Source organism: Chryseobacterium proteolyticum (assembly GCF_046591535.1).
GTDB lineage: Bacteria > Bacteroidota > Bacteroidia > Flavobacteriales > Weeksellaceae > Chryseobacterium > Chryseobacterium proteolyticum.
Window position 1 is genome coordinate 224285 of the sequence record NZ_JBJLWK010000004.1, and the last position, 13553, is coordinate 237837.

Annotated in this window: 16 protein-coding genes and 3 pseudogenes; 13 read left to right on the top strand and 6 right to left on the bottom strand. The window is 36.3% G+C overall.

What is annotated here, in order from left to right; translation table 11 throughout:
• Positions 1–81 precede the first annotated feature (81 nt).
• The 5 genes and pseudogenes from ACJ5H0_RS16810 to msrB all read left to right on the top strand — a co-directional run bounded on the left by ACJ5H0_RS16810 (position 82) and on the right by msrB (position 2552).
• Positions 82–637, top strand: a pseudogene (locus tag ACJ5H0_RS16810) (sigma-70 family RNA polymerase sigma factor).
• A gap of 9 nt (positions 638–646) precedes the next feature.
• On the top strand, positions 647–919 hold the full coding sequence (locus ACJ5H0_RS16815) for a hypothetical protein (protein ID WP_411250723.1): 273 nt from the start codon (positions 647–649) through the stop codon (positions 917–919).
• An 82-nt stretch (positions 920–1001) separates the two neighbouring features.
• A complete protein-coding gene (locus ACJ5H0_RS16820) occupies positions 1002–1445 on the top strand; it encodes a DUF417 family protein (protein WP_172277079.1) in 444 nt (147 codons plus the stop codon).
• Positions 1446–1447: 2 nt separating this feature from the next.
• Positions 1448–1570, top strand: a complete 123-nt coding sequence (locus ACJ5H0_RS16825) for a hypothetical protein (RefSeq protein ID WP_411250726.1) — start codon at positions 1448–1450, stop codon at positions 1568–1570.
• Positions 1571–1577: 7 nt separating this feature from the next.
• A complete protein-coding gene (msrB, locus tag ACJ5H0_RS16830) occupies positions 1578–2552 on the top strand; it encodes a peptide-methionine (R)-S-oxide reductase MsrB (protein ID WP_411250730.1) in 975 nt (324 codons plus the stop codon).
• Here msrB and ACJ5H0_RS16835 read toward each other — a convergent pair.
• The 4 genes and pseudogenes from ACJ5H0_RS16835 to ACJ5H0_RS16850 all read right to left on the bottom strand — a co-directional run bounded on the left by ACJ5H0_RS16835 (position 2535) and on the right by ACJ5H0_RS16850 (position 5246).
• Positions 2535–2744, bottom strand: coding sequence for a hypothetical protein (locus ACJ5H0_RS16835; protein WP_411250733.1), 210 nt, complete (start codon positions 2742–2744; stop codon positions 2535–2537). The genes msrB and ACJ5H0_RS16835 overlap by 18 nt on opposite strands.
• A gap of 1 nt (position 2745) precedes the next feature.
• Positions 2746–3378 (bottom strand): hypothetical protein, encoded by a 633-nt coding sequence (locus ACJ5H0_RS16840; RefSeq protein WP_411250736.1) that lies wholly within the window; start codon positions 3376–3378, stop codon positions 2746–2748.
• 117 nt (positions 3379–3495) lie between these two features.
• Positions 3496–4341, bottom strand: coding sequence for an ABC transporter permease (locus tag ACJ5H0_RS16845; protein ID WP_411250738.1), 846 nt, complete (start codon positions 4339–4341; stop codon positions 3496–3498).
• A pseudogene (locus tag ACJ5H0_RS16850) lies at positions 4334–5246 on the bottom strand (ABC transporter ATP-binding protein). The gene ACJ5H0_RS16845 and the pseudogene ACJ5H0_RS16850 overlap by 8 nt, the downstream one beginning before the upstream one ends.
• A 117-nt stretch (positions 5247–5363) precedes the next feature.
• On the opposite strand from ACJ5H0_RS16850, the gene ACJ5H0_RS16855 reads away from it, so the two are divergent.
• The 5 genes and pseudogenes from ACJ5H0_RS16855 (at position 5364) to ACJ5H0_RS16875 (ending at position 10194) form a co-directional block, all read left to right on the top strand.
• Positions 5364–6728: an AAA family ATPase gene (locus ACJ5H0_RS16855; RefSeq protein ID WP_411250743.1), complete on the top strand. Its 1365-nt coding sequence runs from the start codon at positions 5364–5366 to the stop codon at positions 6726–6728.
• Positions 6697–7851 carry an NAD(P)/FAD-dependent oxidoreductase gene (locus ACJ5H0_RS16860; RefSeq protein ID WP_411250745.1) on the top strand — a complete coding sequence of 385 codons (1155 nt, stop codon included), beginning with the start codon at positions 6697–6699 and terminating at the stop codon, positions 7849–7851. The genes ACJ5H0_RS16855 and ACJ5H0_RS16860 overlap by 32 nt, the downstream gene beginning before the upstream one ends.
• A gap of 7 nt (positions 7852–7858) precedes the next feature.
• Positions 7859–8167, top strand: coding sequence for a hypothetical protein (locus ACJ5H0_RS16865; RefSeq protein ID WP_172277097.1), 309 nt, complete (start codon positions 7859–7861; stop codon positions 8165–8167).
• 131 nt (positions 8168–8298) lie between these two features.
• Positions 8299–9411 (top strand): peptide chain release factor 2, encoded by a 1113-nt coding sequence (gene prfB / locus ACJ5H0_RS16870; RefSeq protein ID WP_172277100.1) that lies wholly within the window; start codon positions 8299–8301, stop codon positions 9409–9411.
• An 86-nt stretch (positions 9412–9497) separates the two neighbouring features.
• A pseudogene (locus ACJ5H0_RS16875) lies at positions 9498–10194 on the top strand (DedA family protein).
• A gap of 42 nt (positions 10195–10236) precedes the next feature.
• Here ACJ5H0_RS16875 and ACJ5H0_RS16880 read toward each other — a convergent pair.
• Positions 10237–11106, bottom strand: coding sequence for an alpha/beta fold hydrolase (locus tag ACJ5H0_RS16880; RefSeq protein ID WP_411250748.1), 870 nt, complete (start codon positions 11104–11106; stop codon positions 10237–10239).
• A gap of 51 nt (positions 11107–11157) precedes the next feature.
• The gene (locus ACJ5H0_RS16885) at positions 11158–11673 is read right to left on the bottom strand and encodes a tetratricopeptide repeat protein (protein ID WP_411250750.1); all 516 of its coding nucleotides are present in this window, start codon (positions 11671–11673) and stop codon (positions 11158–11160) included.
• Positions 11674–11867: 194 nt separating this feature from the next.
• Here ACJ5H0_RS16885 and ACJ5H0_RS16890 point away from each other — a divergent pair, with 194 nt between their 5' ends.
• The 3 genes from ACJ5H0_RS16890 (at position 11868) to ACJ5H0_RS16900 (ending at position 13499) form a co-directional block, all read left to right on the top strand.
• Positions 11868–12749 (top strand): DUF808 domain-containing protein, encoded by an 882-nt coding sequence (locus tag ACJ5H0_RS16890; protein WP_172277112.1) that lies wholly within the window; start codon positions 11868–11870, stop codon positions 12747–12749.
• A gap of 83 nt (positions 12750–12832) precedes the next feature.
• A complete protein-coding gene (locus ACJ5H0_RS16895; RefSeq protein ID WP_411250753.1) occupies positions 12833–13300 on the top strand; it encodes an acyltransferase family protein in 468 nt (155 codons plus the stop codon).
• Positions 13212–13499, top strand: coding sequence for a hypothetical protein (locus tag ACJ5H0_RS16900; protein WP_411250991.1), 288 nt, complete (start codon positions 13212–13214; stop codon positions 13497–13499). The genes ACJ5H0_RS16895 and ACJ5H0_RS16900 overlap by 89 nt, the downstream gene beginning before the upstream one ends.
• The last annotated feature ends 54 nt before the right edge of the window (positions 13500–13553 follow it).

Sequence of the window (13553 nt, forward strand, 5' to 3'; positions counted from 1 at the left end):
GAATTTTAGGCAGTATATTTTTTTGTGCTTTTCCGCTTAACTTACTATCTTCGTTATGATCTGAAATGATAAAAGCGTAATATGACGAAAAATGAAGTGCTGAAAAGCTGGGTAGAAATGTATTCCGGAGCCCTTTTAAAGAGAGCAATGTATCTTCTTTCAGATAAGGATGATGCTAGAGATATCGTTCAGGAAGTTTTTCTTTCAGCATTGTCATCTTATGATTCTTTTGAGGGAAAAAGCCAGCCCCTTACCTGGCTGATGACGATTCTCAACCGGAAGGTTGCCGATTTCTACCGTGGAAAGTACAAGTCTGAACCTCAGATCAGGCTGGATCATTTTTTTGATGAAACAGGATCCTGGAAAAGTAGCCAGGTTCTTAATGACTGGGATATTTCTAATAAAGAACCTGAACTTCTGGATGACCAGCAATTCAATAAAACTTTAGAAGATTGTATTGAAGAATTGCCCGTCCGATGGAAGATTCCTGTGAAAATGTACTACCTCCAGGAAAAAAAAAGCTCCGGATGTGAGTCAGGAATTGGATATTTCTACGACTAATCTATGGAAGATTTTACAAAGAAGCAGAATGCAGTTGCGGGAGTGCCTGGATTTTAATTGGTTTGCAAAATCATAAATGTTGAACATGTTGAAAAAATTGATTCATTTGATATTTCTTCCATGCAGTGTAGCCACACTCCTTATGGAAAAGAAAAATGCAGGGTCTATTTCTCCGGAAGAAGACCGTAAGCTTACTATGCATCTGAAAATTTGCAAATGGTGCAGGGCTTATCAGAAAAAGCTCTCCATCCTTGATGAAATCATGAAGAAAACTTTTATAAAAAAGGAAAGTGATGAAATTAATGATTCTGATATTCAAGGTTTTAAAGATGATATGATTAAAAAGATAGATTTTTGATAAAAATTCTGTCAGGATTTTGAAGCCGTTCCGACTATACTTCTGAAAATAATAAAAGTAGTCATTCAAAATCTTAAAAAAAATGAACGGAACAGCACAACTTACTAAAGAATCTATAACGTATAAGCTGGGATATTACATCTCATTATACGGAGCGGCACTTATCTTACTCTGGATTGGAATTTTCAAATTTACTCCAACCGAAGCACAAGGAATAAAAAGCCTGGTTGAAAACCATTTTCTCACCTTTTTCGTATATAATATAGCAAGCGTTCAAACGGTGTCAAATGCTATCGGAACGATAGAAATTATCATTGCACTACTGCTGATATTTAGTCCGAAATTTGTAGCTCTGAAGAAGTATGCGGGAATCGGAATGACAGTGACTTTCCTTGTTACTTTAAGCTATTTATTTACAACTCCAGGAATCTGGAAAATAGTGGATGGAGTTCCGGTAACAGATTTCTTTATTCTCAAAGATCTCATGCTTTTAGGATTTGGATTGATGATATATCAAAAAAAATAATAATGAATAAAAAGATAAAAATGAAAAGTATATTAATATTACTGGCAGTTGTTTTAGGTATTGCCGTATTTGCAAGAAGCTGTGGCGATTCAAAGAAATCGTCAGAAATAAAAAAAAGAAAATGAGACCATTATGGACAGTAAAAATGTAAAAGAAGTTTATTTTGCAGGCGGATGTTTTTGGGGAACAGAGCACTTTTTCCAACAGATTCGCGGGGTTGTGGGAACTGAAGTAGGATACGCTAACGGAAACAAGACAAATCCTACCTATGAAGAAGTTGTAAGCCATACAACCGGCTTTGCAGAAACCGTAAAAGTGAAATATGATCCTGAGCAAGTTGATTTGAAATTATTGATCGATCTGTATTTCAAAACCATTGATCCTACAAGTCTGAATCAGCAGGGAAATGATAGGGGAGACCAGTACAGAACCGGAATTTACTCTACAGATAAGGCTACAGAAGCCATTGTGAAAGAAGAAGTACAAAAACTGGCTAAAAATTACAGTAAGCCTGTGGTGGTAGAAACTATTCCACTGAAAAATTTCTACAGGGCGGAAGATTATCATCAGGATTATCTGGATAAAAATCCTGGAGGATACTGCCACATCGAACCGGGACTTTTTGAAATGGCTAAAAATGCCAATCCGCTTCCAAAAGCTAAGTACCAGAAACAGGATAAAAAGGTTTTAAAAGAAAAACTTACGGCTGAACAATACCGTGTAACGCAGGAAAATGCTACAGAAATGCCTTACCAGAATGAGTATGATAAAGAGTTTCGTGAAGGGATCTATGTAGATATTACAACAGGGGAGCCATTATTTGTGTCAACAGATAAATTCGAATCCGGTTGTGGATGGCCAAGTTTTTCCAAGCCGATTACTAAAAATGTTATCGATGAAAAATTAGACAGGTCTGCGGGAATGACCAGAGTGGAAGTTCGTAGTAAGACAGGTGACGCTCATTTGGGACACGTCTTTACAGATGGCCCTAAAGATAAAGGAGGTTTACGTTACTGTATCAATAGTGCCTCTCTAAAGTTTATACCGAAGGCTGAAATGGAGAAGAAAGGATATGCTGAGTATCTTCCATTACTCGAGAAAAAATAATGTGTAAAGGTTGCTGAAAAGCAACCTTTTTTTATGAATATTTACTTTTTCTCCATGCTTGATCTTAGCAGGTAATCCAACATCAAGAACATTGAGGTTGATCTCCTCAAACTTCCGGCTCCCATAATACCAAAACAATAATGGAATAATAATAGCGCTTATAAGCCCAGGGAAGTAGTATATCCTTTTCATATTATTGTCTTTTATTAAATTGAACGGTATCTTTAATGCTAAACATGGAGATATTTAAAAATAGTAAAAATCCAAAAATGATGTAGTACGCTTGTTGAGGTAATTGTTTAAGCTGATATTCAAATTTTTGGTATCCTGTATAATAATATTTCATGCTGTAAATAGGAGCGCCAACAGTGCCTCCACAAATTGGGCGGGTATTTTTGTTGGGATCTTTATAAAAATGTACAGCAAAAAAATGACCCGTTTTTCCCACATCAATTCCAAAGGTTTCCTGTTTTGCTATTGTCATAGCATCCATCAGAACTATGAAATCCTGTAGATTATTTTTATCACCGATAACGAATTCAATACCTGTTTCTCTTTCATTTCTTTTCTGAAGTTGCTGAAGTTCTGAAACATAGTACTGTTGATTTTGTAATGCGGTATTAGGTTTGACAAAGATTTTTTTATAATTCCAGTTTCTGAAAGATTCAAATGTATTATCTACGCTGTCATTCAATTTATGTTTTGAAGGAAGTCCTAAATCCAAAATAGTATAAGGAGTATGAATTCTCTGATGGACATAATACCACAATAACAAAGGAATAATAACAGCGCTTATAAGCCCAGGGAAATAATATATTTTTTTCAAGCCTCGCATTTTTATAAAATTAAAAAAATATCCTGTACAAATAAAAAAAAGTGATCCTCAATGAATCACTTTTTAATATTTTAATTTTCAAATCTTTTAATCATTCAATTAAAAAGACTACCAATCCCTTTTTCTCAAGATCCAGTATGATCCGAAAATAAAAAGTCCACTCCAAACAATACAGGCGATTAAACTTTCTGTAGGGTAGGTGAATTCATATTTCAATCCCATCATTTTAGCCATATTTAATCTCAGCATAGGATTGGGAATCAGGTTAGACATGCTTTCCAAAGGAAGAAGATGGGTGATGAAGAAATCTTCTTTCATAATCTTGATTCTCTCCAGTTCCTGTGTTCCACGGACTTTTTGGAATACTTCGATGGCGGTTAAGATTCCTTCACCGATCCAATACACAAAGAATCCTAGAAATACAAACATGGATTTTCTGAGGAGTACCGAAAGAAACATTAAAAAACAGAAGAAAGTAAAAAGTTTTACAAAATAATTTCCGATAAAGAACATTTCTTTGAAGACCGATGCGGAGTCTGTTACCTTGGAATAATTATATCCTAAGAAAAGGGTAATGACAAATACAATAAGGGTAGATACAACAGAAAAAATAGTTATCGTCAGTAGCTTAGATCCGATGAATTCTTTTCTGCTCAACCCATCAATGGTATTCTGCTTAAACATTCTGTTGCTGAACTCCTGTGAGATCGAAAAAACAATAATCAATCCAAGGAATATCTTTAGCAAGGCTACAATCCAGGTAGTAAAGTTCCAGATTTCCGGAAAATTATAAATCCCCTGTTCCTTTAGATTAATTGTTGCACCAAAGACATCCAGATCGACCAATCCGATGAAAAGAAGCGCCACTAAAATAGTAAAATACAATATGGTGAAAATCCTAAACGGTCTGTAATTCAGATTTTTGTGGTATTCGAGTTTTAATAATTTAAGCATTGGTATTCGTGTTTTTTACAAGTTCAAGGAATTGAGTTTCAAGCGATAATTTTTTCTTAGACAAGTGGGATAAGAAAATACCTTTTTCTGCCAGCTTCTGATTGAGTGCCGAAGCAGAAATGGAAGCGTCTTCACGAATCTGAGCCTTAATGATATCATTTTCGGTATTTATAGAGCTGAACCATTGCAGTTCTTCAAGGGCATTTAAAAGTGCCGTATTGTTATCTGCCTTTAATTCAAAAAAACCTTTGTTGCTTGTAATTTCATCAACCCGCCCGCTGTAAATGGAATTCCCCTCCTTTAAAACAATAACATGGCTGCATATTTTTTCAATTTCGTCCAGAAGATGGCTGGCAATAATGATCGTAATTCCTTGTTTGGCAATATTGGAAATGATTTCCCTGATCTGGATAATGCCTTCAGGATCCAGCCCGTTTGTAGGTTCGTCCAGTATCATGACCTCAGGATTGTTCAGCATAGCGGAGGCGATCGCCAGTCGCTGTTTCATTCCAAGTGAGAACGTTTTAAATGGATCTTTCTTCCTGTCCAGAAGATTTACCGTCTTCAGAACTTCATCAATACGCTGGTAGGAAGCTCCTTTAATTTCGGCAACAATCTTTAAGTTGGTTTCGGCGCTCAGATATGGATAGAAGTTCGGTTGCTCAATAATAGCCCCGATTTTTTTTTAAAGTATCGGGATCTGTGCCCTTTTTTCCGAACCAGTACCAGTCGCCACTGGTGGGATTTATGGTGGAAAGCAACATTCCGAATGTAGTGGATTTCCCACTTCCATTAGGGCCAAGAAGTCCGTAAACGTTCCCTTTTTCTACATCAAAAGAGATATTGTTTACAACGGTTCGTTTGAATTTTTTTGTTAAATTCTTTACTGACAAAACTTTTTCCATGTAATTTGTTTTACATAGTAGTAGTCTTTGTTTTTAACAGAATGTTACAATATTTACTTAAATTGTCTGATCTTGTATGAGATTAAAATATTAAATTTGGTAGTATAATTCGTGAATATGAAGTTAATTGAGCTTGCAAAAGAATTAAATATTTCCGTAGAGGCAATCAAGCAATTTATCCAGGATTTTGACCTGGAACTTGGGGTATGTATGAGTACCAATTTTGAGATCAAAGATGATTTTGAAAAGTTTGCCCGCGAGAATGTAGATTTTTTAAGGACCTACGAAAAAGATCTTGATCAGAATAAAACCCTTGAACAAATTGCGGAGACGATCAATCAGCCTAAAGAAAAGATAGAAAAAGCAATTCAGGACAGCACTCCTAATATTTTTGATAACGGAATATTCCGTTCTTCAATTTCCAGTTACGGAATAGATAATAAGCTGGGTGGAAATTATCAGTTTGTTTACAACTATTTTGGACATAAGACCAGTCTTCAACACCGGGATTTCATAGGTTACCGGGATCTGTTCTTTTATATTTCCAGTGTCTTGGAGCCATTTTTAAATAAGCAACAGATAAAAGACTGGGGAATCAATAAGCCTGCGGGGATCATTCTTTACGGACCTCCGGGAAGTGGTAAGATTTTCTGGGCCAACAAAATTGCAGAGATCATCAATTATCAGTTTAAGGAAGTTAAAAAACATTATCTGGGAACATCATTAATCGATGGGAATAAAACAAATTTTAATGATTTTCTCATAAAGATGATGACGGAGGATAAGGTGCTTCTTTTTATGGATGATTTTGATGAAATCATGATGGAAAGAAGTGCAGAGAACAATGTGGCATCCTGCAATCTTGAAACGCAGGAGATCATTCTTCATTACATCGGAAAATTTGCAAAAGAAGACGTAGTGATGGTGGGGTCTGCCAAGTCCGTATCGGAGATTGATGAGGAGATTCTGGCGCCGGGAAGATTCGATGTAATGATTCCTGTTTTTCCTCCTAATGCTGCTGAGCGTTCGGAAATTATCCTGTACGGAATGACGAAAGGGCTGGAAAGCGATTCTTTGCTCTATAAGATCCTTAAAAATAACAAAGCAGATAAAGTACCTTTCTGGAATGGAAGTGCATCCAAAATGAAGGCTTTCAGCAATACCATGCTGATGGATTTTACACAAAGTCTGAAGAAGAGGATAAAAAATCTTTACCAGCGAACAAAAAATGAAAAACTTGTAATTGACGATGTCCTCTTAAATGGAGCCCTGAGAGATGCAGCAGGCAAACTTACAGAAGAATATCTGCAACAGGTTGAACAATTTTTAAATGATGCGATTATCAATAATTTTGATGATTTTCAATACAGGATTAAATCCTTACGAACCGAACTTGAAACCTATAAAGTGGTAGAAGAACCTGCGAGGGCAATAGGTTTTCATCACAATGATGAAGAGGAGGGAGGAAAAGACAAAGGCTAATTACTCATCACCGATGAACAGCATCTGGGAACTTGAAACCTTTTACCGGAGAAGGGATGTTATTATTATTGGATCAGGGTTTACCGGGCTTTGGACAGCTATTTCCATTAAAGAAAAATATCCTGACCTATCTGTTTTAATTATTGAAAGAAATCCGATTCCGCTGGGCGCTTCAACAAGAAATGCCGGCTTTGCCTGCTTTGGGAGCCTGACGGAAATTATTGCCGATCAGGGAAAAATGGGATGGGACAAGACCTTGGAATTGATTAAGATGAGGTTTGAAGGGCTTCTGAAAATTCAGAAGTATTTTAAGAATTCAGAAATTGATTTTGATTTGAGTGGGGGCTTTGAAATCCTGAATAATGAATCTCCCTTAGAAAAGATGCAAGAAGTGAATGAAAAAATGAAGCTCATAACAGGAATTTCAGCCACTTATTCTTTACAACAAGATAAAATCAAAGCATTTGGGTTGGGAAAATCGGACTTTCTGATTGAAAATCCATGTGAAGGAAGTCTCCATTCAGGAAAGCTCTTACAAAAGCTTCTTGAGAAATGTCAGGACCTGAAAGTTGAATTCCTTTTTGGAACACCGGTTACGGATGTAATTGAGGAAAACACCGGAATGGAAGTCAGGTTGTCTGAAGATTTGTCTGTTCATGCAGAACAGGTTATTCACTGTACCAATGCTTTTAGCTCCCAATTTTTAGAAAATGAAGAAATCATTCCTGCCAGAGGTCAGATTTTAGTTACGGAACCCGTTCAAAATTTAAAATTAAAAGGAACTTTCCATTACGATGAGGGATTTTATTATTTCAGAAATGTAGGAAACAGGGTGCTGTTGGGAGGCGGGAGAAACCAGGATTTTAAGACTGAAGAAACCCGTGATTTTCAGACTACTGAATTTTTACAGAATCATCTGGAAAATTTTTTGAAAGAGGTAATTCTGCCTGATCATGATTTTAAAATTGGCCTTCGATGGTCGGGGATCATGGCAATGGGTTCAGAAAAAACTCCCATTGTAAAACAGGTGTCGGAAAGACAGTTTTGTGCTGTAAGACTCTCCGGGATGGGCGTTGCACTGGCCCCAAAAATTGGAGAGATCATTGCGGATAAGATCAATTAAAGATGTTATGAGATATAGATATACGAATCTTTTTGCTGTATTAACAGTTCCTCTTATTTTTTTGTCAGTTTTCTTTGCAGGAGCGGGTCATGGAAATTATGCGCTGATCACAGTTATTTTTCCACTTTGCTTTTTAGGAATTGTATTACCGGATAATATATCCATGTATTTTCTGGTATTTGGCATACTTCAATTTGCCATCTATGGAAATATTATTGATAGGTTTGGAGGTAAGAAGAGTTTGCCATTTATATTAGCAGCACATTTTTTATTTATAATTATTGGCTTTATAGCTACAAATAATAGCTTATTCTGATTAATATCTATTTCCATTGGGTCAAAAAATATTATTGATCTTGTTCAACATTAACTCAGGAAAAAATGATTGCTAATAGCTATGCTCATTGCTCAAAATTTTATCCTTATTTTTGCAAAAAATAAAATTTCGTGATTAACAACGACCATATAAAAGATGTTCAGTCCAGAATTGAAGATCTCCATAAATATCTTCAGATTGAAAAGAAGAAAATAGAAATTTCTAATGACGACGAAAAAACGGCTGCTCCTGAATTTTGGGATCATCCGAAAGAGGCGGAGGCGTTCTTAAAGCAGCTTCGTTCTAAAAAAAGATGGGTGGAAGATTACCAGGAAATTGCTACTCAGTTTGAGGATCTGCAGGTTCTAATGGAATTTGCCAAAGAAGATCCTGATTCTGAAAAAGAGCTGGATGAGACATTTCCAAAACTGGTAGAAAAAATAGAAGACCTTGAATTCAAAAATATGCTTTCCAACGAAGGGGATGAGCTTTCAGCCGTCATACAGATCACGGCAGGGGCAGGAGGTACTGAAAGTTGTGACTGGGCGGCAATGCTGATGAGAATGTACACGATGTGGGCGGAAAAGCAGGGATATAAAATTCGGGAGCTGAATTATCAGGAAGGAGACGTTGCCGGCGTAAAAACAGTGACATTGGAAATGGATGGAGAATACGCTTTCGGCTACCTTAAAGGAGAGAATGGTGTTCACAGGCTCGTAAGAATTTCACCTTTTGACAGTAATGCCAAAAGACACACAAGCTTTGTTTCCGTGTATGTTTATCCATTGGTAGATGATACTATTGAAATTAATATAAACCCTGCGGACATTTCATTTGAAACCATGCGAAGTTCAGGAGCCGGAGGGCAGAACGTTAACAAGGTGGAAACAGCGGTGCGTCTCCGTCACGCGCCAACCGGGATCATTATCGAAAACTCGGAATCAAGATCGCAGCTGCAGAATAAGGAAAAGGCAATGCAATTGCTTCGTTCCAGATTATATGAAATGGAGCTTGAAGAAAGAATGAAAGCCCGAAACGAGATTGAATCCAATAAGATGAAAATCGAGTGGGGAAGTCAGATAAGGAACTATGTGATGCATCCTTACAAACTGGTAAAAGATGTACGTTCTGGTTATGAGACTTCAGATGTGGATTCGGTAATGAACGGAAATCTTACGCCATTCCTGAAAGCTTTTCTCATGGCCGATGGAACCGCGGTTTCTGACGATGATTTAGACCTGTAAAAATTATTCTGGTTTTTTAGTTAAAATCTTATAATTAATTTCTTAATCAGACTTTTTAGACTTATTTTTGTTACTTATCAATATGTATGGAAGATTTCAATAGCTGGAAAGATTTATTAAACCCGGAGTTTTATATTAAAATGGGAGGGTTTTGGCTGATTCTGTTTATTATTTTTGCTGAAACTGGTCTTTTTGTAGGATTTTTTTTTACCAGGAGACTCTTTATTGTTTGTTTCGGGAATTTATGCTGTTGAAATTATCAAAGAGACATTTGGCTCTACAGGGAGCGATCTTCTTGATACTACCATCCTTGCCACTGCTGTAGCATTTGCTGCTGTTGTAGGTAATGAAGTGGGATATTACTTTGGGGTAAAGGCAGGTCCTGCTCTTTATAAAAAACAAGATACCTTTTTGTTTAAGAAAAAATACCTGTACCAGGCTCATGATTTTTTTGAAAAGCATGGAGCTTTAGCCGTTATCATGGCAAGATTTTTACCTGTAGTAAGAACGTTTACTCCTATTGTTGCGGGAATTGTGAAAATGGACAAAAAAGAGTTCCTCAGAGACAATATCATCGGAGCAGTACTATGGTCGTTCATCCTGATCTTTGCAGGTCACTATCTGGATAAATTATTCCAGGAACAATTTGGTATCAATCTTAAAGAAAAGCTCGAACTGATCATTATTGTGATCGTTCTGATCACTACGCTTCCGATCATTATTAAGTTTCTTTTTGGTAAGAAAGTGGATCACAGTAAATACGAAGATAATTCACCTGAATAAAGTGATTTGAATTGTAAAATATAATAACCTGCTTTTTGCAGGTTATTTTTTTATCCATTCCAGGATATTAGGGTAGATGATACTGTCTCTTTTTCGTTTGCTGAAAAATCTTGGGGCATGTCCTGTATTTTTCATGAAAACCAGTTTACGGGTAATGTTCCGGCTTGCTAAAGCCGAATCCAGCGCGAGCCCCTGGCTTTTATTAACCAGAAAATCCTGATTTCCCTGAAAGATCAGCGTAGGGACATTTGTAATATTGGCAATCGGGCTTGCTATTTTAAATTCCTCAGATAGGTTGTGACGGTTAAATCTGGTTCCTACCACCTTTTGTAAGGTAGGTGAGGTATATTTCGAGTAAAATGAGTGTAAAAATTCCGGAGAATAAAAATCAGTAGGACCGCTTAAAGAAATAATCTTTTTGATCTGATCCGGATGCTGGTAACCATAAAGTAAAGCCAAATGTCCACCCGCACTTTCTCCCAGGATAATATAGTTATCAGGTTGGAGTTCCGCTTTTTCCGCTAAAGAATTAAACTTTTCAATTACCGAGCTGATATCCTCCAACTGCTCCCTGTAAGTAATTTTTTTAGATTTTGAAACGAGCCTGTAATTGATATTGATGCTGGGAATATTATTTTTAAAAAGCATTTTTTGGATCTGGATCATATGTTCTTTTCTGCCATACTTCCAGGCCCCTCCATGTACAATAAGAACAACAGGGGATTCTTTAGCATACCCGGACGGAAGGAAAACATCCATCTTCTGTCTTTTATGCTCACCGTATTTTAAATTGTAAATTTTCTGCTGATTGTTATTCCCCACCCAAACTCTGAATCTTGAATTACATGAATTTAATAAAAAGCCGATACATCCTAAAATAAAAAAATGATATCTGAGTATGAGCTTTTTCATAAATCAAATGTAAGAAAAATATGATGATTCTGGGTTAAGGCAGGGCTGTTTTCAAGATCCGGTGCTATCATGTTTATTGGATGTTTCTAAATTTTCAGCGTACTTGTATAATGAATTGTTGTATCGGGGTAAATGCCGGGATAAAGCTTTTAACGCTAAGGATAATGCCTCTTTACTCTCTCCGGCTGAGTACAATGAAAGTGCAAGAAAAGAATCCACTGCATCATCAAGCTCATCAGACTCATTTATTTTTTCTTCTCTGAGGATCCGAATGCTCTCATCGATTTTTCCATTGTTTCTCAGTGTACTTGCAAGCTGAATTCTGGCCCTTCTTCTGCGTAAACCCGATAAGCCATGGTGTAAGGCTGAACGATACAATGGTTCAGCTTCTTTTTCATTTCCTGTTGAATCAAAAGCACAAGCCATTTCAAAATCAGCAATTGCTTTTTTATCGGTTAGATGCTGAACATGATCTTTGATCCGCCTGATAAAATCTTCATTGCTTATTTTCCCTAATTGCTGCCAGATGGATTGCAGTTGTTTTTCCCAGATTTCAGTTTCGTCCATATTGTTAAGGATTTTATACCCTGGCAAATATGAGAAGAATTGTGAGGTTTATTATTAAGTTCAATAAAAAAAATGGATGATATGATCACAAGGCTTCTTCTGATTTATGAATTTTTTCTTTGTTAAATTGATTTTAAAAGAAAATGAGATATAGAATTAAATAGTTATTTTTGTTGTTAAATAATAAATTACATATGGCTTCCGGTTTTTTTGCAATTTTAGATGATCTCGCTGCTCTTATGGATGATGTGGCTGTAACCAGTAAGATAGCAACTCAGAAAACTGCAGGGATTTTGGGAGATGACCTGGCGGTAAATGCCGAAAAGGCTACAGGTTTCATTTCATCACGGGAGATACCTGTGTTATGGGCAATTACCAAAGGTTCTTTTATTAATAAGCTAATTATTCTGCCGATCGCCTTTTTGCTACACTGGCTGTATAAGCCTGCAATAGAAATCATTCTTATTTTAGGAGGTTTTTACCTTGCATTCGAGGGAGTTGAAAAAATCATTGAGTTTTTATTTCATCGGGATAAAAAAGGACATGAAGTCATAGAAGAAAGCACAAAAAATGAAGATGATGAAAATTCAGAAAAATCGAAAATTAAATCAGCAATTACCACAGATTTTATTCTTTCAATCGAAATTGTAATTATCGCTCTTGGAACCGTTCTTGAAGAACAACATCCTCTACTGACACAAATCATTACGGTAAGTTTGGTTTCTTTCCTGGCAACCATAGGAGTGTATGGTATTGTGGCTTTAATTGTAAGGATGGATGATGCCGGCTTTAAGCTGATCAGAAAGAGTAATGATAAAGGCTTTTTCTCCAAACTGGGGCATTTACTGGTGAAAGCATTACCTATTATTATTAAAATGCTGGCAATCGTGGGAACAATAGCCCTCATTTTGGTTTCCGGAGGAATTTTTGTTCATAATATAGCGTATCTTCATCATTTTCTCCCTGACTGGCCATCAGTACTTAAAGAGTTTACGTTTGGAATGATAGGTGGCTTACTTGCCGTGGCACTTTTTACATTAGGCAAAAAAATATATACTCTGGCAACCCGTAAATAGATGTATGCAGGTTCTCTTTTAAAAATAGACAGCAAGACGATTGACTTATCATTCTTGTTTACGCTGTATTATGTTTACGGCTCATGAGGAATCTGTCCATTGATATATTGAAAATTGTCCTTGCATTTTTTGTTGTCTTCCTGCACATGCATTTATTTCAGGATACCCGTCCTGTACTTGGTTTCGTACTTGTTAACGGGGTTTTCAGAATGGCGGTGCCCACATTTTTAATCATTACGGGATATTATTTTTATTACGTAGACAATACACAAAAGCTTAAAAAGTGGCTGATAAGGACATTTTTGCTTTACCTGATCTGGTCGCTGGTTTATATTCCCTTCTGGAAAAAAGAAGATATATTCATAAACATTCTATTTGGATATCATCACTTATGGTATTTGATAGGAACTTTTTTTTTCAGCGATTATTTTATTTTTAATCAGGAAGAAACCGGTAAGGTTTATGCTAGCGCTTATTGTTTTATTATTCAGTATAGGCTACGCATTACAGACGATAGGAAATCTCCATTATTTTGGGGGGCAAAAAGATAAATTAATCAATCTTTATCCGTCTTACAGGAACTTTCTCCTGGTATGCTTTCCTTTTTTAACAATAGGATATCTGATCAATAAGCTTAACCTTGATATGAGATACAGGCCTTCACTGATCACAGTTATTGCTTTGACCGGGCTTGTGATTTCAGAGTCTTTTTTTCAATTTTATCATGATCAGTTCTACAGAAAATATTGACCTGTTGTTTTCTTTATTATTAGCCTGTCCGCTGGTATTTATCTACTGCAAAAA